Source organism: Hungatella effluvii (genome assembly GCF_003201875.1).
Taxonomy (GTDB): Bacteria; Bacillota; Clostridia; order Lachnospirales; family Lachnospiraceae; genus Hungatella; species Hungatella effluvii.
Genome location: NZ_QJKD01000012.1, coordinates 1 through 25951, shown reverse-complemented (window position 1 = coordinate 25951; position 25951 = coordinate 1). Strand labels below are relative to the sequence as shown.

The 25951-nt window shown below is 49.0% G+C and carries 22 protein-coding genes; 17 read left to right on the top strand and 5 right to left on the bottom strand.

What is annotated here, in order from left to right:
- Positions 1-20: 20 nt before the first annotated feature.
- Positions 21-212: a DUF6176 family protein gene (locus DFR60_RS31500; protein WP_432764124.1), complete on the bottom strand. Its 192-nt coding sequence runs from the start codon at positions 210-212 to the stop codon at positions 21-23.
- 483 nt (positions 213-695) lie between these two features.
- Between DFR60_RS31500 and DFR60_RS20470 the strand changes: the two genes are divergently transcribed.
- Positions 696-1280 (top strand): flavodoxin family protein, encoded by a 585-nt coding sequence (locus DFR60_RS20470; protein ID WP_167437660.1) that lies wholly within the window; start codon positions 696-698, stop codon positions 1278-1280.
- 191 nt (positions 1281-1471) lie between these two features.
- Positions 1472-2314, top strand: coding sequence for a 5-dehydro-4-deoxy-D-glucuronate isomerase (gene kduI / locus DFR60_RS20465; RefSeq protein WP_110324550.1), 843 nt, complete (start codon positions 1472-1474; stop codon positions 2312-2314).
- Positions 2315-2422: 108 nt separating this feature from the next.
- Here the strand turns inward: kduI and DFR60_RS20460 are convergent, their stop codons facing one another.
- The gene (locus DFR60_RS20460) at positions 2423-3394 is read right to left on the bottom strand and encodes an ArsR/SmtB family transcription factor (protein WP_110324549.1); all 972 of its coding nucleotides are present in this window, start codon (positions 3392-3394) and stop codon (positions 2423-2425) included.
- A 325-nt stretch (positions 3395-3719) separates the two neighbouring features.
- On the opposite strand from DFR60_RS20460, the gene DFR60_RS20455 reads away from it, so the two are divergent.
- The 10 genes from DFR60_RS20455 to DFR60_RS20410 all read left to right on the top strand — a co-directional run bounded on the left by DFR60_RS20455 (position 3720) and on the right by DFR60_RS20410 (position 14701).
- Entirely contained in the window at positions 3720-5069 is a 1350-nt protein-coding gene (locus DFR60_RS20455; protein ID WP_110324548.1) for an ABC transporter substrate-binding protein, read from the top strand.
- Between the two features lie 127 nt (positions 5070-5196).
- On the top strand, positions 5197-6090 hold the full coding sequence (locus tag DFR60_RS20450) for a carbohydrate ABC transporter permease (protein ID WP_110324547.1): 894 nt from the start codon (positions 5197-5199) through the stop codon (positions 6088-6090).
- A 12-nt stretch (positions 6091-6102) separates the two neighbouring features.
- Positions 6103-6933 carry a carbohydrate ABC transporter permease gene (locus tag DFR60_RS20445; RefSeq protein ID WP_025531175.1) on the top strand — a complete coding sequence of 277 codons (831 nt, stop codon included), beginning with the start codon at positions 6103-6105 and terminating at the stop codon, positions 6931-6933.
- 16 nt (positions 6934-6949) lie between these two features.
- The gene (locus tag DFR60_RS20440; RefSeq protein WP_110324546.1) at positions 6950-8674 is read left to right on the top strand and encodes a glycoside hydrolase family 2 protein; all 1725 of its coding nucleotides are present in this window, start codon (positions 6950-6952) and stop codon (positions 8672-8674) included.
- Positions 8674-9402, top strand: a complete 729-nt coding sequence (locus DFR60_RS20435) for a glycerophosphodiester phosphodiesterase (RefSeq protein ID WP_110324545.1) — start codon at positions 8674-8676, stop codon at positions 9400-9402. The genes DFR60_RS20440 and DFR60_RS20435 overlap by 1 nt, the downstream gene beginning before the upstream one ends.
- Positions 9403-9442: 40 nt before the next feature.
- On the top strand, positions 9443-10324 hold the full coding sequence (locus DFR60_RS20430; protein WP_278321394.1) for an HAD-IIA family hydrolase: 882 nt from the start codon (positions 9443-9445) through the stop codon (positions 10322-10324).
- 108 nt (positions 10325-10432) lie between these two features.
- Positions 10433-11086 carry a TetR/AcrR family transcriptional regulator gene (locus tag DFR60_RS20425; protein WP_110324544.1) on the top strand — a complete coding sequence of 218 codons (654 nt, stop codon included), beginning with the start codon at positions 10433-10435 and terminating at the stop codon, positions 11084-11086.
- A 68-nt stretch (positions 11087-11154) separates the two neighbouring features.
- Positions 11155-12387 carry an MFS transporter gene (locus DFR60_RS20420; RefSeq protein WP_110324543.1) on the top strand — a complete coding sequence of 411 codons (1233 nt, stop codon included), beginning with the start codon at positions 11155-11157 and terminating at the stop codon, positions 12385-12387.
- A gap of 101 nt (positions 12388-12488) precedes the next feature.
- Positions 12489-13166: a response regulator transcription factor gene (locus tag DFR60_RS20415; protein WP_002602206.1), complete on the top strand. Its 678-nt coding sequence runs from the start codon at positions 12489-12491 to the stop codon at positions 13164-13166.
- On the top strand, positions 13163-14701 hold the full coding sequence (locus DFR60_RS20410) for a sensor histidine kinase (RefSeq protein ID WP_002602207.1): 1539 nt from the start codon (positions 13163-13165) through the stop codon (positions 14699-14701). The genes DFR60_RS20415 and DFR60_RS20410 overlap by 4 nt, the downstream gene beginning before the upstream one ends.
- A gap of 1322 nt (positions 14702-16023) precedes the next feature.
- On the opposite strand, the gene DFR60_RS20405 is transcribed toward DFR60_RS20410, so the two are convergent.
- Positions 16024-17040, bottom strand: coding sequence for a WYL domain-containing protein (locus DFR60_RS20405; protein WP_110324542.1), 1017 nt, complete (start codon positions 17038-17040; stop codon positions 16024-16026).
- Positions 17030-18445: a WYL domain-containing protein gene (locus tag DFR60_RS20400; protein ID WP_110324541.1), complete on the bottom strand. Its 1416-nt coding sequence runs from the start codon at positions 18443-18445 to the stop codon at positions 17030-17032. Before DFR60_RS20400 ends, DFR60_RS20405 begins: the two co-directional genes overlap by 11 nt.
- A 288-nt stretch (positions 18446-18733) precedes the next feature.
- Between DFR60_RS20400 and DFR60_RS20395 the strand changes: the two genes are divergently transcribed.
- From DFR60_RS20395 to DFR60_RS20375, 5 genes are all read left to right on the top strand, one after another.
- Positions 18734-19966 carry an RtcB family protein gene (locus DFR60_RS20395; protein WP_110324540.1) on the top strand — a complete coding sequence of 411 codons (1233 nt, stop codon included), beginning with the start codon at positions 18734-18736 and terminating at the stop codon, positions 19964-19966.
- A gap of 581 nt (positions 19967-20547) precedes the next feature.
- Positions 20548-21645 (top strand): slipin family protein, encoded by a 1098-nt coding sequence (locus DFR60_RS20390; RefSeq protein ID WP_110324539.1) that lies wholly within the window; start codon positions 20548-20550, stop codon positions 21643-21645.
- Positions 21646-21920: 275 nt separating this feature from the next.
- Positions 21921-22787 carry an ROK family protein gene (locus DFR60_RS20385; RefSeq protein WP_243005139.1) on the top strand — a complete coding sequence of 289 codons (867 nt, stop codon included), beginning with the start codon at positions 21921-21923 and terminating at the stop codon, positions 22785-22787.
- A gap of 28 nt (positions 22788-22815) precedes the next feature.
- Positions 22816-23571: a GntR family transcriptional regulator gene (locus DFR60_RS20380; protein WP_110324537.1), complete on the top strand. Its 756-nt coding sequence runs from the start codon at positions 22816-22818 to the stop codon at positions 23569-23571.
- Positions 23572-23740: 169 nt separating this feature from the next.
- A complete protein-coding gene (locus DFR60_RS20375; RefSeq protein ID WP_110324536.1) occupies positions 23741-25501 on the top strand; it encodes a class I mannose-6-phosphate isomerase in 1761 nt (586 codons plus the stop codon).
- A gap of 161 nt (positions 25502-25662) precedes the next feature.
- On the opposite strand, the gene DFR60_RS30690 is transcribed toward DFR60_RS20375, so the two are convergent.
- Positions 25663-25951, bottom strand: a 289-nt coding sequence (locus DFR60_RS30690; RefSeq protein ID WP_207659561.1) for a hypothetical protein, incomplete at its 5' end; no start/stop codon positions are given.

The window sequence follows — 25951 nt, the reverse complement described above, 5'->3', positions numbered from 1 at the left end:
TGACAGCGTCTTCCATGTTGTCAAGGTAAAGAAGGCAATCCATGATATCCCCCCCTGGAAAGATCTATGCATTCCCTCATATAGGCGAAATGCTGTTCATCCAGCCCACTGCCTTGATTGATCGCCTTATCGTTAGAAAAATTCACATCTTCACAGGCGAAAAACATGTAGACATACATATTGCCGCCTTCCATTGTCTTAAAATACGCCATCAGATAAGCGTGCCCATCTTTTAATAAGGCCTCTCCCGCCTTTCGGTGTAATATTTAAGAAATTCAGCCATTCTTCCGAGGTTTCCTCTTTCCCTTTAATGCTCTCATACTTATACAGCCTGATATCCATTTCTTTTCTTATGTGTAGGACATCCTTTTGAAATAGAGTTGTTTTATTTGAAATGTAGTTAGTAATAACTAATTATATTGTACATAATTGATGGCTCTGCGGCAATCATTCCTTTTAAGTTTTATCAACGCACTTTTCTTTCGCTAATCATCTGATATAATAAAACATATTGCTATAGGCGGCAATCATAAGGTTATAAAATTATAACGCAGTTAAGTGATAGAGGAATAAAGTTGCAAAGTCTCAAAGTTGCAAAGTCACAAAGCCCAAAAGCTACAAAACCGCAATATCACAAATCTATAATGCAGCAAAACTACAAAACCACAACGGTATTAAAAGGAGAGACAAAAATCATGGCAAAATTTACAATTGTATTTCACAGTGTCTGCGGAAACACGTATCAGATCGCAGACTGTTTTTACAGAGCGCTTCAGGAGAGAGGGCAGGAGGCGGCTCTTTACAGAACCGCGGATGCCTCCTTCGAGTCAGGGGAAAAGAGGATAGAGGATTTCAAGCGTCTTCAGGATGCAATAGAGGCGGTGCCGGTCATAGAGGAAGCGGCGCAGGTTCTGGGAAGTGATGTGCTGCTTCTCGGTTCTCCGACGTATTACGGATGCGTTTCGGCGCAGATGAAGGCATTTATGGATTCCTTCGAAAAATTGTGGGTGGAAGCGCCTACGGCCGGGATGTATTTCGGGTGCTTCACATCAGCGGGAGACGGATGCGGCGGGCCGGAGCTCTGCCTGCAGGTGATGAATACCTTTGCCCAGCATATGGGCATGGTTCCGATCTCTGTTCCGTGCAACATCAAAGGAGCGGTTCAGCCGGCGTATGGAATCAAACACGTGTCTGGCGAGATGGCTGACCGGGCTGTGACGGAAGAGACAAAAACAGCGGTGCAAAATTATGTGGACCACATTCTGAAGGTCATTTCGTGACGGCAAAAGGCGGACGGAGGAGAGAAAGAAAGGCTTGAGACACGTAGAAAAGATACACAATTTTCAGGAAAAGATGTTCTTTTTTATGATATCTTAAAGAAAGGATTGAATTAAAAACTTCCTTGTGTTACCATGAGATTGGTCAGTTATTTCTACAAATTAATACATATTACAAGGAGGGTTCTTAATAAATGGATATCCGTTATTCAGCCAATCAGAAGGATTTTAAACGTTACACAACAGAAGAGACGAGAAATGAATTTTTAATCGAGAATTTATATGCTGCTAATGAAGTTGTAGCCGTATACTCCCACGTAGACCGTATGGTTACACTGGGATGCATGCCGACTACGGAGACTGTTTCCATCGACAAGGGAATCGACATCTGGAAAAACTTCGGGACAGGCTATTTCCTGGAGAGACGTGAGATCGGTATTTTCAACATCGGCGGAGCCGGCAGGATCACAGCTGACGGCGAAGTTTTCGATATGAACTATAAAGACTGCTTATACATCACAAAGGGAACAAAGGAAGTGCTCTTCTCCAGCAACGATGCAGCGAATCCTGCAAAGTTCTACATGGTGAGTGCACCGGCTCACAAGGCCTGCAAGACAACCTTTATTCCGATTGAGAAGGCAGCAAAGAAGCCGCTGGGCGCTATGGAGACTTCCAATAAGCGCGTAATCAATCAGTTCATCCATCCGGACGTTCTTGAGACCTGCCAGCTTTCCATGGGCATGACCGTGCTTGATCCGGGCAGCGTATGGAACACCATGCCGGCTCATACTCATGAGAGACGTATGGAAGTTTACATGTACTTCGAGATTCCGGAGAACAATGTGGTATTCCACATGATGGGCGAAGGAAACGAGACAAGACACATCGTAATGCAGAACGAGCAGGCTGTTATCAGCCCATCCTGGAGCATTCACGCAGGCGCAGGCACCAGCAACTATACATTTATCTGGGCTATGGGCGGTGAGAATCAGGCGTTTGATGATATGGATGTAATCTCTACGACGGAACTTAGATAATTTTTTAGAAAAGTAAAGCCCGGGAAGGCGTTGGATTCCAACACTTTCCCGGGCTTTTTGACTCGGCCTCTTGTCAGGAACTGCCGCAGAGTTATTTCACGCCAGTTCCTAATAGATAAGACTCATCACAATCCCCTGCGGGAAATCTCCGTACTTTTCCCCGAATAAATTGATGCCTCCGATATGCCTGGCATCTTTTTTTATCTGGATTAACAGCGAGATGTAGGGGTGATCCTGGATCTTTAAGTCTTTGAGCGACAGCTGCGGATCGATCAGGCGCCCGTCTAAGTAGCTGCCGCTTTCCCGGACGGAGAAATTTTTTAACAGCCCATACTGCGTGCGGCCGTTGGGCCAGGCGGGGGGAGTCAGGCGGCCGCGGCGGGCGCCGTAATCTCCGGGGGAACAGTAGGTGGCGACCTCGTGCCCATTGATGGAGACGGTGATGTCGGACGGCCAGTCCTCCAGGAAGCCGGGGGCTTCGGAACAGAGCTCCATGCAGAAAGAAATTTCGTGGAGCTCCAATAAGGGATTGGTCAGGTTGGGGAAGCGGTATTCCACGAAGCCCTGCTGAAACCAGATCAGCTGTGCATTTCCGCGCAGCGGGGAGTAGAAGGTGCGGGCGCTGTCGTATGCGTCCATGACGCCGTTCTCATCCGCCAGACCGCAGGTAGGTTCCACCTCGATCTGATAGTAATTGCCCACAGGCATATCCAGGGTGATCGTATTATCAGCCAGATCTGCGTCCGCGTCAAAGGTCTCTAAGTGAAAAGTCTGCATGCTGCAGATACAGACACGCATGGAGCCGTGCAGGCCGGGCTGGGTTTCCGTGACGATCAGCTTCGCCTCTTCCAGGATCTTGATGTGCAGCGCCGTGGAGGACACGGGGATGGAGAGAATGTCCGCGATCTCCTGTAAAGAGAGGGGCGTATTTTTCAACAGGTTTAAAATATTGAGACGGATTGGAGAGGACAGGGCTTTTCCGATCCTGACAATCTGGTCGTGATGGGCCGGATTGCTTAAGTGAAGCTGGATATCACGCTCACCGATGATCTTAACCGGGGCTTTCTGTTTTCGTGACATGAACGGTTCCTCCTTTTCTTACATTATTTTTTGATTACTGTAATTTAAAACCATATATTTATTATATAAAAAATGTAATAAAATATCAACTGTAATAAAAATACGGTGTACTATTTAGTAAAAATACATAAAAAATATAGACGAAATATAAAACGTACTTGATATAATATACAAAATATGGTAAGATGAATTATGTAATAAATGTGGAATTACAGAGAGGGGACTACATGGATTGGGGCGAAATTTCTCTGTTTAATACATATTTATTGTAATTAAAGTTGGGTTAAAAATCAAGTAGGAATAAAAAAGAAAAGGAGAGGGAGAAATGAGAAAAATGAAGAAAATGATGTCACTGACAATGGCGGCGGTTATGACTCTGTCGTTAGCAGGATGCGGCGGAGGAGGAACAGCGCCGACGACGAAAGCGGCGGAACCTGCGGAGACCAAGGCGGAGACAACGGCCGAGGCCAAAGCGGAGGAGACGACTGCGGCACAGCCGGCGGGGGAAAAGACGACGATTACGTTTATCAATGGCTTTACCGGCGGCGACGGTCCGTTTATGACCAAGATTGTGGATGCGTTTAACGAGTCCCAGGATCAGTACTTTATCGAGCAGCTTCAGGATGCAGACCATTACACGAAGTTCAAATCGGATGATTTCGACATGCTGATTATCCATGCGGACTGGATTTCCACGTATCACGCGCTGGGCCTCTTAAGAGAAGTATCCGACATCTATGAGAAGGCGGGGCTGTCCTTTGAGAATGACTGGCATCCGATTACCCAGACGTATGCCAAGTACGACGACGGAATTTTTGCCTTCCCGTTAGACTTATACGCAGAGACCTTCTATTACAATAAAGAGTACGTAAAAGAAACACCGAAGACGTACGATGATATGAAGGCGCTGCGCGATCAGCTGGATTCTGAAAATTCAGGAATCTATCCGATGTCGATCCCGCTTACCGGCGACCATCAGTGGGCATGGATGACGGCTCTCGGCCAGTCCGGATGCAACTGGGTGGAAGGCGAGCATATCAAGATGGACACGGATGAGATCGCAGACGCATTTATGAAGATTCATGACCTGATCTATAAGGATCATATCAGCGCGGCCGGCTTAGGCGACAACGACCATTTCAATACCTTTATCAAAGAATCCAAGGACAACACCAATGTCAGCGCAGCTACAGCTCTGACGGGACCGTGGAATTACACGGCTGCCAAAGAAGTTCTGGGCGACAACCTGGGAATCGGCACACTTCCGCAGCTGTACGGTGACACGAAAGTGGTACCGGCCGGCGGCCATACCTTCGGCGTATCTGCAAAGGTGACAGACGAGAAGAAGATTGACGGAATCGCAGCATTTATGAAATTCGCATACCAGCCGGAGATCATGTTAAACTGGGCAGATTCCGGTCAGGCTCCGATTCATTTAAAGACCATGGAACTGGTAAAACAGTCTCCTGAGAAGTATCCGGTTGCCAACGTAAACTACCAGATCTTTGATTACGCCATGATTCTTCCGGCCATCTATAACATCAGGGAGCAGGTGAAATACGTCAATACAACTGTATGGTCCATGGTAATCCAGACTCCTGATTTAAAGAAAGAGGATTTAATGGAGGAGCTGAAGAACGCAACGGAGATTGCGACAGAATTATCTGAATTATAATCGTTAAACCATGAGGGGCTGCCGCTTTTTAAGAATATGAGTGCGGCAGCCCTTTCTGAGTCACTGTTCCTATGGGGAGCAGCAATATTTCTGACGCAAGCTGCAGGGCAGCAGACGGGAGGTTATCATGAAGAAAAGAAAAGGCGCGGCAGTGCTGTTTATCATTCCCTTTCTACTGTTTTTTCTACTGTTCTGGCTGATCCCATTTGTATACGGTATCGTGATGAGCGTAACAAAATACAGTCTGATTCAGGGAAACAAAGGGTTCGTGGGATTTGCGAACTACATCAAGATTTTATTTTCCTCATCCATGTACCACAAATCATTTATACAGGGATTGAGCAATACTGTAATATTCGTCGTGCTCACCACTCCGTTTCTGGTGTTTGGGAGCCTGTTTCTGGCGCTTCTGCTGGACCGGCTGCCGGAACGGCTGAAGGGGATTTTCCGGACGATTTATTTTGCATCCTATTCCGTTTCCGTAACCGCAGTGGCGGCGGTGTTCGTATGGCTGATGAAGGGAAACGGCGGTTATTTTAACAACATGCTGCTCAGCATGGGAATCATTAAATCACCGATTCCCTGGATGGAGCAGCAGCCATTTGTATGGGTGGCGCTGACGGTAGCCACGGTCTGGTGGACGATCGGCTACAATATGATGCTGTTTGTCAACGCACTCAATGAAATTGATACCAATCTGTACGAGGCCTCCGCCATGGATGGCGCAGGATTCTGGGTACAGCTCCGATACATCATTCTGCCAAATATCAAAAACGTGTTTTTCTTTGTCCTGATGACGACGATCATCGCTTCCTTCAACGTCTACGGCCAGCCAAGGCTGATGACGAAGGGCGGGCCGGGAGAGACTACGAAGCCCCTGATCATGATGATCACCTCTACGATCATGGACCGCAACGATCTGGGAGTGGGAAGTGCGATGACGATTCTCATGGGAGTGGTCATCATCCTCTGCTCCGTCGGACAGTATTACCTGACCAAAGAGAAAGATAAATTAAAATAGGAGGGCGGCAAGATGAAAAAGAAATATTTTAACCGGATTTTGCTGGTCATGTGTGCCTGCGTGATCGCATACGCGTTTCTGCTGCCGCTGCTCTTCATGCTGTTTACCAGCTTTAAGGGCCTGGCGGAGGCGATGACCTCTTCCACACTGCTGCCCCATACGTGGACGCTGCAGAATTACAGGGATTTGTTTGCCAGCACCTCCACGGCGCCGATCTTTAAATGGCTGATGAATACGGCGGTGGTGACGGTCAGCGGTACGATATTGAGAATTACGACCAGCGTTCTCGCGGCTTACGCGCTGGCGCGTCTTCCGGTTCCCGGAAAGCGGTTCATCGTGGTGGGGCTGGTATGGGCGATGGCAATTCCGGAGATCGTGACATTTTTCCCATTGTTTTATATCTTCAAACAGATTAATATGCTCAATTCGCTGCTGCCGCTGATCTTACCGTCCGGCTCCGGCGTTATGTGTATCTATCTGATCTATAACTTCCTGCTGGCGTTTCCGAAGGAGCTGGAGGAGGCCGGTCTGGTGGAAGGCGCCAATGTCTTCCAGGTGCTGTGGCACATCGTTCTTCCATCGGTAAAGCCGGTGGTGATCACACAGGCCTTTATCACATTTCTCGGACTCTATAACAGCTACCTCTGGCCGTCGCTGGTGGTCAACAAGCAGGAGAACCGGACTGTGACACTGGGAATCGCCGCGCTGGTCCTGGGGGAAAATTATACGAACCCCGGCCTTATGATGGCATCGACCCTGGTATCGGTTGTGCCGGTCCTGATTATTTTCATGTTTGCTAATAAGTATGTGGTTAAAGGATTTACACAGTCGGGTATCAAATAAACCTGGAGGATGAAGTATGAGAGATGAGTATCCGCGTCCTGATTTTGTGAGGAGTGAATGGGTAAATTTAAATGGGGCCTGGGATTTTTATCTGGGCGGAGACAAGAGATCGATCGAGGTGCCATACGTATGCCAGTGCAGAAAGAGCGGGATCGGTGAGCGGATTTGTGAGGATGCCGTCGTGTATGAACGGACCTTTTTCGTGCCGGATACCTGGAAAGGGCGGTCGGTGCTGCTGAATTTCGGTGCGGTCGATTACTTCTGCCGGGTGTGGGTCAACGGGCAGTGTGTCGGGACCCATTCCGGAGGCCAGACGCCTTTCAGCTTTGATGTGACCCACTGCCTGAACTGGGGGGAAGAGTGCATCCGCGTGGAGGTGGAAGACTGGCTGAAGAATGAGCAGATCGCCAGGGGAAAACAGTACTGGGAGGATGAATCCAGCTTTATCTGGTATACGCCCAGCACTGGAATCTGGCAGACGGTATGGCTGGAGCCGGTGTCCGCGTCGCGGTTTTCCTGGATTCGCTTCACACCGGACATCGATGAAGGTACGGTAAAGATTGACTACCGGCTGGAGCAGGGGACTGCGCTTCCGTGCGAGGCGATGATCACCATCTGCCGGGAGGAAAAGCCCGTATTTAAAGGTACTGTGTGGTGCCGGGAGCTGTGCAACACCATCACGGTGGATGTATTTCAGAAGAAGGCGTTAAACGGTTCCTTTCATTTTGTGGGAGCTTACTGGTCGCCGGAAAATCCCAATCTCTATGAGGTCACCATGACGCTTAAAAACGGCACGGAGGTGACCGACCGGGTGGAAAGCTATTTCGGCATGCGGAAGGTCCGGATCGAAGGCGGAAAAATCTATCTAAACAACCAGCCCTATTATCAGAAGCTTCTCTTAGACCAGGGGTACTGGGAGGAGAGCCTGATCACGGCGCCGTCCGATGAGGATTACAAAAATGATATCCTGATGTCCAAGGCCATGGGTTTTAACGGGTGCAGGAAGCATGAAAAGGTGGAAGATCCCAGATTCTTATACTGGGCGGACCATCTGGGATTTCTGGTGTGGGAGGCGATGGCCAGCTTCTGGGTCTATACGCCGGAGGGGGCCTGCGCCTTTATGAGAGAATGGATGGATGTGATCCGCAGGGATTACAATCATCCCAGCATCATTGTGTGGGGGATGCTGAATGAGAGCTGGGGCGTCCCCGGCATCTACGAGAATCAGGAGCAGCAGAGCTTTTCAAAATCCCTCTATTATATGGCCCGCAGCCTGGATTCCACCCGCCTGGTGATATCCAACGACGGCTGGGAGATGACGGACACAGATATCTGTGCGGTTCACTCCTACCAGCACGGAAGAGAGGACGACCAGAAGCAGCAGGAATTATATAAAAATTGTTTAAAAGAGATCGACGAGCTGCCTGAGATTGTGGAAAAACGGTTGTTTGCAAAGGGCCATTCCTATCAGAAGCAGCCGGTGGTGCTGACTGAGTTCGGCGGAATCGCAGTCTCGGAGGACGAGAGCGGCTGGGGCTATACGGCGATCGGACGGTCGGAATTCTTAAAGGAATACAGCAGGATTCTTGACGCGGTCTACGATTCAGACTTGATCTGCGGATACTGTTATACGCAGCTGACTGATGTGGAACAGGAGACCAACGGCCTTCTGACAAGCACCCATCAGTATAAATTTGACCCGGAAAAAATTAAGGAAATCAATGACAGGAGGCGTACCTGATGAAAGTAGTTGCACACAGGGGATACAGCGGAAGGTATCCCGAGAATACGATGCTGGCATTTCAGAAGGCGGTGGAGACCGGATGTGATGAGATTGAGCTGGATGTCCAGCTGACAAAGGATGATGTGGTGGTGATCCTTCACGATGAGCGGATCGACCGGACCACGGACGGCGCTGGTTATGTCCGTGATTATACATACGAAGAATTAAAGCAGTTTAACGCGGCCAAATGCTGGGACGGAAAGTACGACAGGATGGCGATTCCCACGTTTGAGGAGTACTGCCTCTGGGTGAAGGATGAGCCTGTGACCACTAATATCGAGTTTAAAACCAGCATTTACTATTATGAGGGGCTGGAAGAAAAGACGATAGAACTTTTGAGAAAGTATCATCTGGAAGAGAAGGCGATGTTCTCTTCCTTCAACCACGTGTCCCTGATAAAAGCTAAGAAGCTGGAACCGGATATAGCGTGCGGAATACTGGTGGACGACGAACTGGGCAACGCTGGATATTACTGCAGCCAGTACGGCTTTGAGTGTTACCATCCCAACGGAGCCAAGCTGACCGGCGCGGTAGCGGAGAACTGCGCCCGCCATGGGATCAAAATCAATGCCTGGACCATCAATGATATGGCCCTGCTGGAAAGGCTGGGCGACTTAAACTGCAGCGGGGCGATTACGAATTTTCCGGGTATCTGCCGTGCCTGGCAGCAGGCAATGCAGGAATAGGGAAGATTACTTTACATACAGGGAAGGCGGAAATAAGTCGTTGAAGGAACTGAGAACTGCACTGCTTGAAAAAACTGAATTGCTTAATAAAACTGAATTGCTTAATAAAACAGAATTATTTGTCCTGGACATGGATGGAACCTTTTATCTGGGTGACCGGATTCTGGATGGAGCGCTGGACTTTTTAAAGACCGTGGAGGAAACGGGGCGCAGATACCTGTTTTTTACGAACAATTCTTCTAAATCGCCGAAGGTCTATCTTGAAAAACTGAAGGGGATGAACTGTATAATCAGCCGGGAGCAGATTATGACCTCCGGAGATGTAATGATCCAGTACTTAAAGAGCTGCTATGCGGGCTGCTCCGTGTATCTGGTCGGCACACCGGCTCTGGAGGAGAGCTTTCGGGAGGAGGGAATCCATCTGACGCAGGAAATGCCGGATGTGGTGGTGATCGGTTTCGATCTGACTCTGACCTACGAAAAGCTGGAGCGGGCGTGTACCTATATCAGGAACGGAGCCGAATTCCTTGCAACCCATCTGGATATCAACTGCCCCACGGAAGAGGGCTTTATCCCGGACTGCGGCGCATTCTGCGCGGCCATCGCCCTGTCTACGGGGAAGCAGCCGAGATACGTCGGTAAGCCTTTCCCCGAGACCTTGGAAATGATCCTGAAGAAAACAGGCGTGGACAGGGAGCGTATCGCCTTCGTGGGCGACCGCCTGTACACAGACGTGGCCACCGGTGTGAACAATGGCGCCATGGGAATGCTGGTGCTGACCGGGGAAACGAAGAGGGAGGATCTGGAGGGGGCGGAGGTCGTCCCGGATGGCGTGTATCTTTCCCTGAAGGAGATGGGGGAGCTGCTGAGGATACATCGGCCGAACCGGACTGTGGTGCCCCTGGTGGGGAGTGAACTGTGATTGGGAAGATTGAGAGCGGCATACTGCCAGAAAGCTGGACTTGACATTTAAATCTGCTTCTGCTATTATAAACATACCGACGGTATGTATGTAAAAGGAGGGGAGATTATGGCGCGTAATAAGTATCCGGAGGAGACCGTTCAGAAAATCCTGGATGTGTCCCGCACATTGTTCCGGGAGAAGGGGTATGAGCATACGACGATCCAGGATATTGTAAGTGCACTGGGAATGTCGAAGGGAGCGGTCTACCACCACTTTAAGTCAAAGGAAGAGATTATGGACCGGCTGACCGATGTCTACTACGACGAGGCCGGGTGGTTTATGGATATTCGGCTGGACCCAGCCTTAAATGGCCTGGAAAAGCTGAAGGAGATCTTTTATTATCTGTTTACGGATAAGAAAAAATTTGAGCTGGATAAGCTGATGCCGTATACCAACAGGGATAATCCGAGGCTCCGTACCCTGATTCTGGATTCTACCATACATGATTCTGCGCCGTTTATCGCAGATCTGATCGAGGAGGGAATCCGGGATGGCTCCATTCATGTCACACGGCCCAAGGAATTGTCTGAGATGATGATGATTCTGATGAATGTGTGGGTGGGTATGTATGCGGAAAACAGAGAGGATTTTCTTGTAAAGGTCGATTATTACCAGGAATTCTGTGAGAAGATGGGCCTTCCTGTTATCGATGACCGCATAAAAGAAGCTTTCATCTGCTATTTTGATGAGGTAATAAAAGAACAGCCAGGGTGGGCGTAATCCCGCCCTTCTTTTTTACAATTATACATACCAACCGTCGGTATTAAAAATAAGGAGAATACAAAAATATGAATTCACGCCTGTTTCAACGAGACTTTACAATTATGATTCTGGGACAGATTATTTCACTGTTCGGCAATGCGATTCTGCGTTTTTCACTGTCACTGCATGTCCTGGAGGTTACGGGATCGGCTGCGGTGTTTGGTACGATTCTGGCTGTATCCATGATTCCTACGGTTCTGCTGTCACCGTTCGGCGGTGTTTTGGCGGACCGTCTTCCGAAGCAGAAGATCATGACGATTCTGGATTTTGTAACGGCCGGTCTGATTGTGTTTTATGATGCGGTTTATGGGAGTGCGGGGAATCTGGCCGCTGTCACGATCTTTATGATTCTGCTGACTCTGATCCAGGCATTTTACCAGCCGTCTGTTCAGGCCAGCATCCCGCTTCTGGCTTCTAAGGAGCAATTGATGGCGGCTAACGGAATTGTGATGCAGGTCCAGGCGCTTGCAGGCCTTCTGGGGCCGATTCTGGCCGGAATTCTGTACGGGATTGGGGGCGTGAAGCCCATACTCGCGGCCAGCGCGGTCTGCTTTTTCTTATCGGCGGTGATGGAGCTGTTTCTGCGCATTCCTCACGAGAAGAGAGAGGCCGATGGATCACCGGTGCGTATGGCGCTTCTCGATATAAAGGGAGCCGTCATTTACTTAATCCGGGAAAATACCTGTCTTTTTAAGCTGCTCATCGTGGTTGCAGGAATCAATCTCTTCTTATCCGCTCTTTTTATCATAGGTCTGCCGTATCTGGTTAAAATATATTTAGGAATGTCTGCACAGGCCTATGGATTTGCCGAGGCGGCCATGGGGATGGGCTCGATTCTCGGCGGGCTGGTATCCGGTTTGGCAGGGAAGAAGATTCCATTTAAGCATTCCCACTATTTCCTGCTGGGGACGCCGCTGCTTTTGATACCGGTGATTCTGATTCTGCTGTTTCAGGCTCCGGGGAAGATGATTTATGCAGTTCTTCTTTTTTCTGTTATGATCGGAATGGGCTTTGCTGCGTTATTTACCATTGCGGCGCAGACCTTTATTCAGAAGAGCACGCCGGTTCATATGCTGGGGAAAGTCGGCGCATTCGTATCCACCATCTGCGTCTGTGCGCTGCCCATCGGCCAGGCGATGTACGGCGGACTCTTTGAACTGTTTTCCGGCAGTCCATGGGTGGTGGTTTTGGTTGGAACCGTGATCAGCATGATGCTGGCGTACGCGGCCAAGAGGACATTACGGAACGCAGAGGCGTAAATACCGCTGTTTTATGTGAAATCTCTGTGAAAATGTAGAATTTATCCGGCCGTTTTGTTACAATAATAATCAGAAAATGGCTTACAGTTCAGGAGGTTATCATGGAACAGTTGAAGATATTAGTAGTAGATGACGAGGCCAGAATGAGAAAGCTGGTAAAGGATTTCTTGAGTGTTAAGGGATTTACAGTGCTCGAGGCTTCCAACGGTGAAGAGGCGGTGGATCTGTTTTTCGAGCAGAAGGATATTGCACTGATTATTCTGGATGTGATGATGCCGAAGATGGATGGCTGGGAGACATGCAGAACGATCAGAAAATATTCCCAGGTGCCGATCATTATGCTGACGGCCAGAAGCGAGGAGCGCGACGAGCTGCAGGGCTTCAACCTGGGTGTGGACGAATACATTTCCAAGCCGTTCAGCCCGAAGATTCTGGTGGCGCGCGTGGAAGCGATCTTACGAAGAAGCAACGCCGTCTCTTCCGACTTAATCGAGATCGGAGGAATCCGCATTGATAAGGCGGCGCATCAGGTTACGATCGACGGTCAGAACATTGATTTGAGTTATAAGGAATTTGAGCTTCTGACGTATTTTGTAGAGAACCAGGGAATTGCCCTTTCGAGAGAGAAGATTCTTAATAATGTGTGGAATTACGATTACTTCGGAGATGCGAGGACGATCGATACCCATGTAAAGAAGCTCCGGAGCAAGATGGGAGAGAAAGGGGACTATATAAGGACCATCTGGGGAATGGGCTATAAATTCGAGGTGACTGAATGAGACATTCCATAAAAGCCCGGTTTGCCATGGTATTCGTAGGGCTGATGGCATTCGTGCTGATTGCTACCTGGTGTGTGAACAACTGGTTTCTGGAAAGCTTTTATACCATGGACAAGGTAGCCACACTGGAAAAGGCATACAACGGAATCGACCGGATCGTTACGGAAACCGAAAAAAAGGGCACCGATATATTCGAGTATTTTAAGAGCACCTATGATCCGAACCGTGAAAATGAAGGGCCGGTCCAGCAGATGTTCCGGGTCCTCGGTGAAAAATATAATATGAACATCGTGCTGATGGACAGCGCCACCGATCAGGTTCTGATCTCCAATACGGGGGAGCGCGACTACTTGTCCAGCCGGGTTCAGGGGTATATCTTTGGCAAGGACATGCCCAAGGTCAGTATTTTAAAGACCCACGACAATTATTTTATCCAGAAGACGTATGACAAGCGCTCCGATTCTTATTATCTGGAGAGCTGGGGGTATTTTTCGGATAATGCGACCATCTTTCTGATGTCCACGCCGCTGGCCAGTATCCGGGAGAGTGTGGATCTGGCCAACCGTTTCCTGGCATACGTGGGAATCGCGGCGCTGTTTGTGGGAAGTGTGTTTATTTACTTTACCACGAAAAAGATCACCTCCCCGATTCTCCAGCTTGCGAATCTGTCGGAGAAGATGTCCAATCTGGATTTCGACGCCAAATACACAGGCCAGGCGGAGGATGAGATCGGCGTGCTGGGGAACAGCATGAACCGTCTGTCCGATACGCTGAAGGAGACCATCGGTCAGCTGAGAACGGCCAACACGGAGCTGCAGCAGGACATTGAGGAAAAGATCAAGGTCGATGAGATGCGTAAGGATTTCATAGCCAACGTGTCCCATGAGCTGAAGACGCCGATCGCTCTGATCCAGGGATACGCGGAAGGTTTGACAGAAGGGATGGCAGAGGACCCGGAGAGCAGGGATTATTACTGCGAAGTCATCATGGATGAGGCCAATAAGATGAATAAGATGGTGCGCCAGCTCCTGACCCTGTCAGCGCTGGAGGCTGGCAACGACGCCCCGGTCATGGACCGGTTTGACTTAACTGACTTAGTCCGCGGAGTAATCACGTCCGCAGGTATTCTGATTCAGCAGAAGGAAGCGGAGGTGCACTTAGAGGACTGCGGTCCGGTTTACGTATGCGCGGATGAGTTTAAGATCGAAGAGGTAGTGACAAACTATTTGAATAATGCGCTGAACCATCTGGCCGGCGAGAAAAAGATCGTCATCACTGTGGAAGACAACGGGGAGGAAGCTCTCGTCACCGTATTTAACACAGGAAATAATATCCCGGATGAGGATATCCCCAATCTGTGGACGAAGTTCTATAAGGTGGATAAGTCTCATACGAGGGAATACGGCGGTAGCGGAATCGGGCTGTCGATCGTGAAGGCGATCATGGACTCACACAGAAAGGCCTGTGGAGTGAGAAATGTGGAAGGCGGAGTGGAGTTCTGGTTTACGCTGGATTGTTATAGGGAACAGGGATAGATCTGGTATAATGTATCATAAGTCCTTGTGCATAGAGTGCCTGATATTTGCATCAGGCACTCTATGCACAAGGGCTTATGATACGTTATGCTAGTGTCAGGCGGTGAAGAATGGCGGCATCGCCTGACATATAATGCGAGTTATAAATACGCATGATGGTTGTAAAATGATCCGTGATATGATAAAATAAATTTGTATAAATTAACATAGAAGTCAGAGGATAGCCTGATGATTCCCCTCAGAAGCTGGATATACCACGGACAGCGGCCGGATGGCAATGCTGTTATGAAAATCCGGTTTGCTGCTTTCGCGAGAATGAGCGAAGGGGGAAATGTAATATGAATACACTTGAAGTGTTGACATTAGTGCTGGTGATATTTGCAGCGCTGACTTACATAGAGATTCATCAGAATAGAAAATAGCTATCCTCTATTGCAGTAGAGGATAGCTGTGTAACTAAAAATTTCACCAGATATCTGAAGCGTAATCATCAGACGAACGACTGTCTTTTTGATTACTTCTAAGTAAATTATACACTGGGGGCTTGTTTTTTTCAAGCCCCTTTTTTTAAACTAACGAGAATTCTCTGCTGACATGCAATCAAGTCACACGTCTATAAGATTCAGCCGCATTATGCGAAATCACCGGGCGTGGATTGAAAAACAGTAGCAGCTGTCTTCCCACCTGCGCCCTTATTTGGTTACATTATAAAATAGTTTTATGCACAACTATTTATTGTAATGCGTTCCGAGATATGATAAAATAAATCTGTATAATTGAATAGAGGTCAGAGGATAGCCTGATGATTCCCTTCAGAAGCTGGATATGCCACGGACAGCGGCCGGATGGCAATGCTGTTATGAAAATCCGGTTTGCTGCTTTCGCGAGTATGAGCGAAGGGGGAAATGTAATATGAATACACTTGAAGTGTTGACATTAGTGCTGGTGATATTTGCAGCGCTGACTTACATAGAGCTTCATCAGAATAGAAAATAGCTATCCTCTAGGGCAATAGAGGATAGCTATGTAACTAAAAATTACACTAGATATCTGAAGCGACATCATCAGACGAATCACAGTCTCTTTGATTACTTCTAAGTAAATTATACACTGGGGGCTTGTTTTTTTCAAGCCCCTTTTTAAATTTAGCTTTCGATTATGTTTCTGGTTGAAGTTTCCGAAACACAAGCTTCGCTGGCTGCGACCGCTTAGCTGGGAGTGATCTTCCTGTCCTGAAGCGATCGTTCTGTCCTGAAATGATCTTCCTGTCCTGACAAGATAAAGTAAGTGCGGTCATCTTGTCCGCAACGCGTAAAATTTCATTACGGGTTACTGCAGTCTTTCACAAACAGCCGCTGCTGCCTCTCCACCCGCTCCTTCACCTGTTTCAGAAAGCTTTCCGGCCCCAGCACCTTTACCACCGGTCCGAAGGAGAGAATCTGTATCAACAGCTCCGTTTCCACATCTCTGCTGTAATAGATCCGGCAGAGGTACTTACCGGAGTCACCCAGCTTTTCCGTCCGTTTCTTGTAACAGGCGAAATGAAGCATGGTCCGTTCCAGCGCATTGCGCTCATTGGATATTTCCAGGACCACAGGTTCCCGGCAGAGGGAGTGTTCTAAGCAGGCATCAATATCGGGCCGGATCTCCAGGGATTTTCCCGTGTCTTTAATCCGCATGATCCGCGACAGATTCAGGATAGTCAGACGGCTTAAGCTGTCATCCTTCCGAACCCGGACTGCCATGAGACGGAATTTGTCGTCCTTGGCAGAGTATTCGAGCCGGCAGGGAAGGTATCGGAATGTAGTTAAGTGGTTTTTTGCCGAAAAGTAATCGATGGCCAGGATCCGGTTCTCTCGGATCCCTTCCAGAATCGCTTGAAAATGTTCCCGGTATGAATCGAGTTCGTACCCGTCCCCGTCGGAATACTGGTCAAAATAAGAAAAGTCCTCCGTATAAAACAACGGCTTAACATTTCTTAATGCAAGATCCAGCTTCCTGTACTCCTCGTCAGTAAAAAACAGGCGAAATCTGGGATCAGCGGAGACTGCTTTCAGCCAGGAAAGCTGGAGCCCGGTCAGCGGCAGCGGCTCCGGTGCCTTTACCCGGGAGAAAAAGAGCGGCTTGCCGGACGGCCCCTCCGGCGATTTGACGAGTAAATTCCATTCCCCGCTCACCAGCTTCGGAACGATGGCGAGGGCACTTTCCTCATAGCCGTATGTATCCGCGATACGGTTTAAGTCGCTTTCTGACAGCCCGTGTTCCGCGGCCTCGTCCAGAATCCGCCGGACGACCAGAAAGTAACAGTTATAGATTTCAGAAAACAGTTCAGATTCCATCCTTGTTCACCTCCGATTCTACCGAGGAAAAGTGAGGGGGACTTTCCGCACATTCCGCTGAACGTAAGTGAGGGGGACTTTCCGCATACATCTTTGCCATGCGTTCCATATCCCGGAAGAATTTCTTTTCAATCATGGAATTGGAGCAGGAGAAGGAGAGAATCCGTCCTGTAAATGTTTTGACCCACGGCATCATTTCGTTGCAGTCAAAACACTCCCGCGTGTAGCTCCAGACGCCGTGATCCAGCCGCGTTATGGTACCGCCGCGGCCCTCCCGTTCCAGACGGCCGATAATGTGAGCCTCCCGCTCTTCATCCAGCGACAGGGTAAAGGAAATCGACTCCATCCGTGCCGTTCGTTCCGATGGACGCCGGAGAGGAGGGCTTTCCTTTTTCCGGCCGTCGCCAAAGGAAACGCCCCATGTCTTAGTAAGATTTTTTTCCAGATCCTTTTTATGCTGTTCGTAACGGGCTTCCCCGTCCTCCCCCTCTGACTCTAAGCGCACCACCGACAGGAGATAGTCCAGCCTGAAGCTGGAGAAACGTTTTGATTTTGTCTGATGAACGATGACGTAGCGGCGGCCTGTCTGGGTACTCACCAGAATCTTTAAAGGAGTCCCTTCCACCTGTTCGGTCCGGCCTGTCTTTGCGCTCTTATTTTCCAGCTGGATTTCTTTTCGTTCCCTCATGGCGCGCAGGAGCTCCAGAAGAATCTCGTCCTCCAGTGTATGAACCAGGAAGTCGTGTTTGAGCCGGAATACGGTATTTTCCTTTTGAAGATTATCCAGTATGGTGCTGCCGACAAATCCGAAGGCGGCGCTTCCCTGATAGAAACTGACCATGTCAAGGAATCTGGGGGAATCGGTCATCTTTTCCAGCCAATCCATGGAACACAGATTCGAGGTATTTTCCTCACAACTATTCTCACGCTTTCCGTAAAGCAGCCTTCGCCCTTCCTTCTTCGCAGTAAAAATTCCCAAAGACTCGTACTCCACCAGCTTTTTTCGCACAGTCTGGGAGTCAAAGAGGACTCCGTACCGGCACTGGAGCTCGTCTGCCGTCTCATCTGCCGTGTAAAATCCGCCATCTGCGAGAAAATCCAGAATAAAGAAATGCAGCATGATGTCATTGGAGGTAAAGCTCTTCGATTTCCAGGCAGAAAACAGCGGGTTGACGGCGATCCGGTTGCTGTGTGCGATGATGGCTACGGTTTTCTTCCGTTCCTCGTTGTACTCGCTGTGAATGTAGGGAGAAAACCAGCTTTCGATCCTGCGGCGCTCGTTGTCGTAGGTCCGGCCGCTGCCCTCGCTGTAGTCCTCGCGGGTCTTAAAACCATATACGTAAAAATCCCGCACGTAGGTGCGGATCCGGTCGAACCGTTTTACAAGCTCTGAAAATTCTTTCATGGTATCTTCACTTCCTTCTGGACTTCTTCCGCTGCTCTGTTAGGCCCTGGGCCTGTTTGAAAATTCACTCCTGCCATCTGCCCTAAGGAATCCGCCAGGCCCCGCCCGGTATCCCTTGTAACATCTGTTAAATTTGATTATACTTCCATTTTTTCCTGCTGTCACCAGGTTCGCACCCTTTTTTAAATGATTCCTCCGGTAAATACTGGTAAGATAAAGTCACAACAGAGAACAAAAACTTAAAAACAGGCAGGAGCCTGGTACATATCTGAAAAGGGGAGTGAAATTATGTTTACGTGGAAAGAAGAGCAGATGAATAAGCCGGTGAGAATCTGGCTGGAAAATATAGAAGAGGTTGAAGAGGGCTGTCTGGAACAGGCGCGCCACTTAGCGCAGCTTCCATTTATCCATAAATGGGCGTGCCTGATGCCAGATACCCATCAGGGAAAAGGAATGCCGATCGGCGGAGTCATTGCTGCGGACGGCGTCATCATTCCAAACGCGGTGGGCGTCGATATCGGCTGCGGGATGAATTTTGTCTCTACCAATATAAAAGCAGAAGACTTAAAACCGGTCATGACTGGCAATGGAACCATGTTCCAGGCCATTACCGGGGAGATTATGAGAAATATCCCTGTCGGCTATAATTCTTATAAGAAGAGACAGGAATCGGAGGTATTGGACCGGTGCCTGGCGCATGCAGCCGATTATGAAAAGAATGAGATGCTGTTTCCGTTAATTGAGGATGCCTTTTACCAGATCGGTACGCTGGGCGGCGGCAACCATTTTATTGAGCTTCAGGAGGATCAGGATGGATATCTGGGGATTATGATTCACTCCGGAAGCCGCCATTTTGGAAAGGAAATCTGCGATTACTTTCACAACAAAGCAAGAGTGCTGAACGCCGCATGGCACAGCGCTGTCCCGGATTCGTATCGTTTGGCGTTCCTTCCTGTAGACAGCGCGGAGGGACAGGACTATATCCTGTGGATGAATCTGGCGCTGGAATACGCGTTTGAAAACAGAAAGCGTATGATGGAGAAAACTCTGGAAATCGTGGCTCAGAAGGTGGAAAAGTATCTGGATACAACCATGGAATTTACCGAGCATATCAACTGCCATCATAATTACGCCTCCCTGGAGACGCATTACGGAAAAGAAGTATGGGTGCACCGGAAGGGCGCGACCAGAGCCGGTAACGGTGAGATGGCCGTGATTCCGGGAGCCATGGGTTCCTACAGCTATGTCGTCATGGGAAAAGGGAATCCGGAGAGCTTCGAGAGCTCGTCCCACGGAGCAGGGAGGGCCTATTCCAGAAAGGCCGCAATGGAGAAATTCTCCTGCGAGGAAGTCATAAATGATTTAAAGGCCCAGGGCGTCGTCCTGGGGAAAATGAAGAAATCCGATGTGGCGGAGGAAAGCCGCTTCGCCTACAAAGACATTGACCATGTGATGGATCAGCAGAAAGATCTGGTCGTCCCGGTCAAAAAGCTGAAGACGGTCGGCGTGGTGAAAGGGTAACCCTTCCTCACGCCGGAAAGAAATTAATCATAGCTGCAGAAATCATGGCGTAAAAGCCAGATGGTGCCGGCTGCTCTGCAGTACGGTATGCCGCAGTGAATTCCATCGGCCGTAAGGGCGGGGAATTATATATGATAGCGCCGAAACGGCAGGCAACTGCCATCGGAGGATGATGTGTCGCGGGTTCGAATCCCGTCTGCCTGACTCAGGCAGTAGCTAAGTTGGTATAGCAATCATTAGACACCTTTTTAGTGTCCCCTAAAAGATGGGGAGAAGGCCGGACTGCCAGACTGCGGATCGTATTTTGGTTCTGTGGCCAGCATGAAAAGAGCCATGCGATGAGGCGGCTACCGCAGGTTTCAAGTTATGCCCTGATCGGCCGAACAGGCGGAAGTGGTGAGTCATATGCCGCAATCCGCTGCCGGCCCGGTCACGGCGAATGAAGAATCTGCCAAAGCCCATCCCGCTTTTTTGTGCGGTGGTCCGGTGTTTCAACCCATGTGAAAAAAGTCCGCCAGCGCGAAATGAAAAGGTTCACCAGCGTAAAGTGGATTGAAAATAATAGAAAAGAGGGAAGGTATATGCGTATTAATGTAAATCAGACCCAGTGCGGTTTCGTTATGAAAAATGGCTGTTATGAGAAAATGATATTTGCCGGAACGTACCACTATCCGGCCTGCATGGGATATAAGGTGACTATAGAAGAGATGCGTGGGAGAGTGGGATTTAAGGAAGTCCCCTTAAAGGTTTTAAAAGAAGATGCCGCGTTTATGAGCCGTGTCACGATGGTGGAGGTACCGGAGGGGCAGCTGGGAATCCTGTATATCAACCATGCGGCGAGCGCTGTTGTAACAGACCGCGAGGCCGCTTACTGGAATGTATGGGAACCGTGTGAGCTGCGTTTCATCGACATGAGGGAGCCGGTCATGGACCGGAACGTGGAAAAGAACCTTCTGCGTCTGATCGCCCAGCAGTATTATAAGAAGATTGAGATTCTTCCTGGAGAGATGGGACTGTTGTACCAGGATAATATTCTGACGGATGAGCTGGGACCCGGAACGTATTATTACTGGCTGTACGCCCGGGATGTCTTATGCCGTATTGTGGATTTAAAGATGAAGGAACTGGAGATCAGCGGCCAGGAGATCCTGACGGCTGACCGTGTGGGAATCCGGCTGAATTTAACTGCTACATACAGGATCGCAGATCCGAAGCGGCTGGTGGAGACCATCAAGGGTGTGGAAAATCAGCTTTATACCCGTATCCAACTGATTGTACGGGAGTATGTGGGCCGTTACCGCCTGGATGAGATACTGGAACAGAAGGAGGCCATCTCCGGTTTTCTGGCTCAGCGGATGAGGGAAGAGCAGGAGCAGTACTGCGTGGAGGTTCAGACCATCGGAATCAAGGATATCATCCTTCCAGGGGAGATTCGGGACATCATGAACACGGTACTGATCGCGGAAAAGAGGGCGCAGGCCAATGTCATCACGCGACGCGAGGAGGTTGCCTCCACACGGTCGCTGTTAAACACCGCGAAGCTGATGGATGAGAACAAGACGCTTTACAAGTTAAAGGAATTGGAATGCCTGGAGAGAATCTGTACCCAGGTTGGAAATATATCCGTGGCAGGCAGCGGAACTCTGATTCAGCAGCTCAGAGAACTGATGGGAACGTAATAATACATTAGGAATTTAACTTCATATTGGACGCACCGTAAAGGCGGCTGTCCTGCAAACGGGAAAATGATTGCAGGACAGCCGCCTTTATCGGGGATGCGCACTTCGCACTGATACGAGTAGTCTGACTTCGTTCTTGTAACATGTGCACAATACCTTTTGATCAGTATTAACAAAAATACAGAGACGCCGGGAAAAGACTTGTTTTTGCGCTTGAATTATAATATTATAATGTTATGACTTTTAGAAAGGCGGCAGCAGGAAAAATGTATTTGATGTTAGATGTTGGCGGGACAGAGATTAAGGCCGGCGTACTCGATGAACACGGCTCCATTCAGGGCGGAATCCGCCATTTTTCTTCCAATGCGAAGGCGGATCAAGAGGCGGTCCTGGATCATTTTTCCATGATCATAAAGGAGATGGCGGGCCGATGGAAAGGTGCCTCCATCGATGGGATCGGCATGGCGTTTCCGGGTCCGTTCGATTATGAACGGGGAATCAGCCTGATGCAGGGGCTGGATAAATATGATTCTATTTATGGTATTTCTATAGAAGAAGAGATGAAAAAGCGGACAGACTTTCTTCAGGATACAATTTTTTGTTTTCTCCACGATGTGGAGGCGTTTGCGCTGGGGGAAAGCTGGTTCGGAGAAGGCAGGGAGGCGGGGCGGCTTCTGTGCCTCTGCATTGGAACGGGCACCGGGTCCGCATTTATAGAGAATAAAAAGGTGATAAAAGAGAAGACGGAGGGGGTGCCTGATCACGGCTGGATCTATAACCTGCCCTACCGGGATTCCATCATTGATGATTATCTCTCTGTCCGGGGACTTTTAAAAATCAGCAGGGAGATTACGGGAACCGAGCTGAATGGAAAAGAGCTGTATGAGCGGTGTCTGGAACAGGAGGAGAAAGCGCTCCTGGTATATCACAGATTTGGTGAGGAATTAAACCGCTGCATGTGTCCATTTCTGGATGCGTTCCATCCGGACTGTGTCGTGCTCGGAGGGCAGATCTCAAAAAGCTTTCCCTATTTCGGGGAAGTCTTTAAAAAAGAATGTGAAAAACGGAACACGAGGGTCTGCCTGGAACCGGAGACCTCGGCCAGAGCCATGCAGGGACTGTTTGTTGCCATGAGCCATTAGGATAACGGAAGATGAGGAGGGACAGAATATGTTAAATCATGAAAAGGGAGCGCCGCCGCTTTATTCGCAGCTGGAATCCATAATCAAGATGCAGATCGAGCGGGGAGAGTATAACCGGGGGGATTTTCTGCCGACGGAAAAGATGCTGATGGATCAGTATGAGGTCTCAAGAGTGACGGTCAGACAGGCCATGGCGGCCCTGTCACAGGCCGGATATATCAAATGCTCCAGAGGAATCGGCACAGAGGTGATCTATGAGAAAATCGATGAACATATGAAGAGCGTCATCAGCTTTACGGATGAGATGAAACAGCACAATATCACTATGGAAACCACCTATTGCCGCATGGAGAAAATCATGCCGGGTACAACCGTGGCATCGGCGCTTCAGATTCCCAAAACGGAGATGTGCTACTGCCTGACCAGAGTTCGCAGTGTCCAGGGGAAACCGTTAGTGTATACCATTACATATCTGAGAGATATCGTGGAGCTTCCTATGGACAGCCAGTATTATATGGAGTCTCTGTACAAATATTTAAGTGAAGTCCATGAAATAAGAATTGTAAAAGGAAGGGACACACTGGAAGCGGCGCTGCCCTCTCCGGAGGTTCAGAAATTCCTGGAAATAGAGGCTCAGATGCCGGTATTTAAGCGGATCCGTCAGACATTTCTGCCGGGAGAAGACTTTCCCGAGCTGCATAACGGCGGAAAGGATGGGCTGGTCTTCGAATACTCCGTCTGCTACTATCCGGGAAACCGTTACAAATATACAGTCGATCTATAGTAACGATTCAGCCGTGCATCATCTTGCTGCCGCACGGCTGAATCGTTACGAAATTACCATGAGAGCACTCTCGGAAACTCCCTTGCGCCCATCTGACGAAAAATCATCTCACAAATCTGAGCACAAGGAGTTTCAGAGAGTACTCCATGAATAACAGGGAGGCAATATCATGAATATCGCAGGTAAATATAACAATTACGATCCGCATCCGAAAAAGGTGATTCCAGGATTCGAGGATCAGGCGTGGGAAGGCGTCCCAGCTGTCAAGGCGGAGCTGACCCGCAAGGCAGAGGACATCCTGAGCAGGAAAAAAAGAGCGGTTCTCTGTCTGGATTTCTATCCCGGTGTCGCCAAAGAGGAACTGATGGAGCTGGCGCTCTCCTTAAATCCCGCAAAAATCATGGATATGGAAGACTATGCGAAATCAGAGGAAGTACTGAACCGCGAGTTTCATGACTTCATCACGGAAGACCGCGTATTCGGAGTGATCTGCCACAAGAAGCTGGCCGATTTCTTTGACGCGGCCAAGCTGGAAGCGGCGGTAGCAGAGCTGGAAGCGCAGAAGGAAGGGCTGGTGGTGATCGCCGGCGTAGGAGCCGGTCTCATAAGCAGAGGCGATATTTACGTTTACTGTGGCATAACGAGATGGGAAATCCAGCTGCGCTACCGGAAGGGAATGCCCAACTGGCACTGCACCAACAGTGACGCTCCTATTTTAACAAAATATAAGCGGGCCTTTTTTATCGAGTGGAGGCTGGCGGACCGTTACAAGAAGGAGCGGTATGATCAGTTTGATTATGTGCTGGAGAGCGAAGAAACCGGTAATCCCAAGCTGATAACAGGCCAGGCTTTTCGCGGCGGCTTAAAAAAAGTCAGCGCAGAGCCGTTTAGAATGGAACCGTATTTCGATCCAGGCGTATGGGGCGGTCACTGGATGCAGGAGAATTTCGGACTGGATCCGGAGAAGGAGAATTTCGCGTGGAGTTTCGACGGAGTACCTGAGGAAAACTGCCTGAATCTTACATATGGTGGCGTAACCGTAAAAATACCAGCCATCGATCTGGTATTGTATCGCCCTCATGAGCTTTTGGGAGAACGGGTTCACGGCCGTTTTGGCGCGGAGTTCCCCATTCGCTTTGACCTGCTGGATACCATGGGAGGCGGCAATCTGTCACTTCAGGTCCATCCGCTGACGGAGTATATTCAGGATTCCTTTGGAATGCACTACACACAGGACGAGAGCTATTACCTTCTTGATGCGGCGGAAGACGAAGAGACTTACGTCTATTTAGGCGTGAAAAATGGGGTAGACCGCGACGCCATGGCCCGTGATCTGAAACGGGCGGAAAAGGGGGAAATTCCATTTCCGGCGGAAGAGTATGTGAACCGGGTACCGGTAAAGAAACACGATCATATTCTGATCCCGGCGGGAACCATCCACTGCTCCGGCAAAAATACCATGGTGCTGGAGATCAGCGCCACCCCCTATATCTTTACCTTTAAGCTGTGGGACTGGGGCCGGGTGGGACTTGACGGCATTCCGCGTCCGATTCACGTGGAGCACGGTCTAAAAAATATTCAGTGGGACCGTGACATGGACTGGATATACGATAACATTGTACACCAGGAAACCGTACTGTCCGATGAACCGGGGAAAATGGTGGAGCGCACCGGACTTCACAACCGGGAATTCATCGATACCTGCCGTTATACGCTGACCGAGGCTGCGTCAGTTGAGACGGACGATTCCGTTCATGTGATGAATCTGGTAGACGGCAGATGCGCCCGCATTGAAAGCATGGACGGCAGTTTTGAGCCATTTGAGATTCATTATGCGGAGACTGCCATTGTGCCGGCTGCCGCAAAGTGCTACCGGATTGTTCCGGAAGACGGAGAGATTAAAATGGTGGTGGCATCAGTACGCCGATAGAGAATAACAAACAGGGGCCCGGGCAAAGCAGCAGATTTACTGCTTTGCCCGGGCCTTTGCTGCGATTAAGATGATTGTATTGTGTGTCACTGAGAAATAAATACCATATATTGTGTATTAAAACATAAAATTGAGGGTATAATAAAAAATATCAAAAAAATTCAAAAAACATGTTGACTTTTGTCGGCTGCTTTGATATGATATACCTCGCCGCTGAAAACGGCGGCAAACTTTTCCAAAAATCTTCCAGCTGAACCGCTGAGAAAGTTTTGAAGAAAATGAAAAAAGTGGTTGACAAAAACAAACCACTGTGATAAGATATAAAAGTTGCTGCTGACACAGATCGACAGCAAACGCACTTTGAAAACAGAAGATTGAACAGTATGTAAAACCCTGAAAATTCTAATAAAACAAGCCATTGTTTGATGGCTTTGAATGAGAAAATTCAGA

Excerpts from the sequence above, each read along its gene's own strand:
- DFR60_RS31500 (WP_432764124.1), bottom strand. The coding sequence starts at position 212 with ATGGCGTATTTTAAGACAATGGAAGGCGGCAATATGTATGTCTACATG.
- DFR60_RS20470 (WP_167437660.1), top strand. The coding sequence starts at position 696 with ATGGCAAAATTTACAATTGTATTTCACAGTGTCTGCGGAAACACGTAT.
- kduI (WP_110324550.1), top strand. The coding sequence starts at position 1,472 with ATGGATATCCGTTATTCAGCCAATCAGAAGGATTTTAAACGTTACACA.
- DFR60_RS20460 (WP_110324549.1), bottom strand. The coding sequence starts at position 3,394 with ATGTCACGAAAACAGAAAGCCCCGGTTAAGATCATCGGTGAGCGTGAT.
- DFR60_RS20455 (WP_110324548.1), top strand. The coding sequence starts at position 3,720 with ATGAGAAAAATGAAGAAAATGATGTCACTGACAATGGCGGCGGTTATG.
- DFR60_RS20450 (WP_110324547.1), top strand. The coding sequence starts at position 5,197 with ATGAAGAAAAGAAAAGGCGCGGCAGTGCTGTTTATCATTCCCTTTCTA.
- DFR60_RS20445 (WP_025531175.1), top strand. The coding sequence starts at position 6,103 with ATGAAAAAGAAATATTTTAACCGGATTTTGCTGGTCATGTGTGCCTGC.
- DFR60_RS20440 (WP_110324546.1), top strand. The coding sequence starts at position 6,950 with ATGAGAGATGAGTATCCGCGTCCTGATTTTGTGAGGAGTGAATGGGTA.
- DFR60_RS20435 (WP_110324545.1), top strand. The coding sequence starts at position 8,674 with ATGAAAGTAGTTGCACACAGGGGATACAGCGGAAGGTATCCCGAGAAT.
- DFR60_RS20425 (WP_110324544.1), top strand. The coding sequence starts at position 10,433 with ATGGCGCGTAATAAGTATCCGGAGGAGACCGTTCAGAAAATCCTGGAT.
- DFR60_RS20420 (WP_110324543.1), top strand. The coding sequence starts at position 11,155 with ATGAATTCACGCCTGTTTCAACGAGACTTTACAATTATGATTCTGGGA.
- DFR60_RS20415 (WP_002602206.1), top strand. The coding sequence starts at position 12,489 with ATGGAACAGTTGAAGATATTAGTAGTAGATGACGAGGCCAGAATGAGA.
- DFR60_RS20410 (WP_002602207.1), top strand. The coding sequence starts at position 13,163 with ATGAGACATTCCATAAAAGCCCGGTTTGCCATGGTATTCGTAGGGCTG.
- DFR60_RS20405 (WP_110324542.1), bottom strand. The coding sequence starts at position 17,040 with ATGGAATCTGAACTGTTTTCTGAAATCTATAACTGTTACTTTCTGGTC.
- DFR60_RS20400 (WP_110324541.1), bottom strand. The coding sequence starts at position 18,445 with ATGAAAGAATTTTCAGAGCTTGTAAAACGGTTCGACCGGATCCGCACC.
- DFR60_RS20395 (WP_110324540.1), top strand. The coding sequence starts at position 18,734 with ATGTTTACGTGGAAAGAAGAGCAGATGAATAAGCCGGTGAGAATCTGG.
- DFR60_RS20390 (WP_110324539.1), top strand. The coding sequence starts at position 20,548 with ATGCGTATTAATGTAAATCAGACCCAGTGCGGTTTCGTTATGAAAAAT.
- DFR60_RS20385 (WP_243005139.1), top strand. The coding sequence starts at position 21,921 with ATGTTAGATGTTGGCGGGACAGAGATTAAGGCCGGCGTACTCGATGAA.
- DFR60_RS20380 (WP_110324537.1), top strand. The coding sequence starts at position 22,816 with ATGTTAAATCATGAAAAGGGAGCGCCGCCGCTTTATTCGCAGCTGGAA.
- DFR60_RS20375 (WP_110324536.1), top strand. The coding sequence starts at position 23,741 with ATGAATATCGCAGGTAAATATAACAATTACGATCCGCATCCGAAAAAG.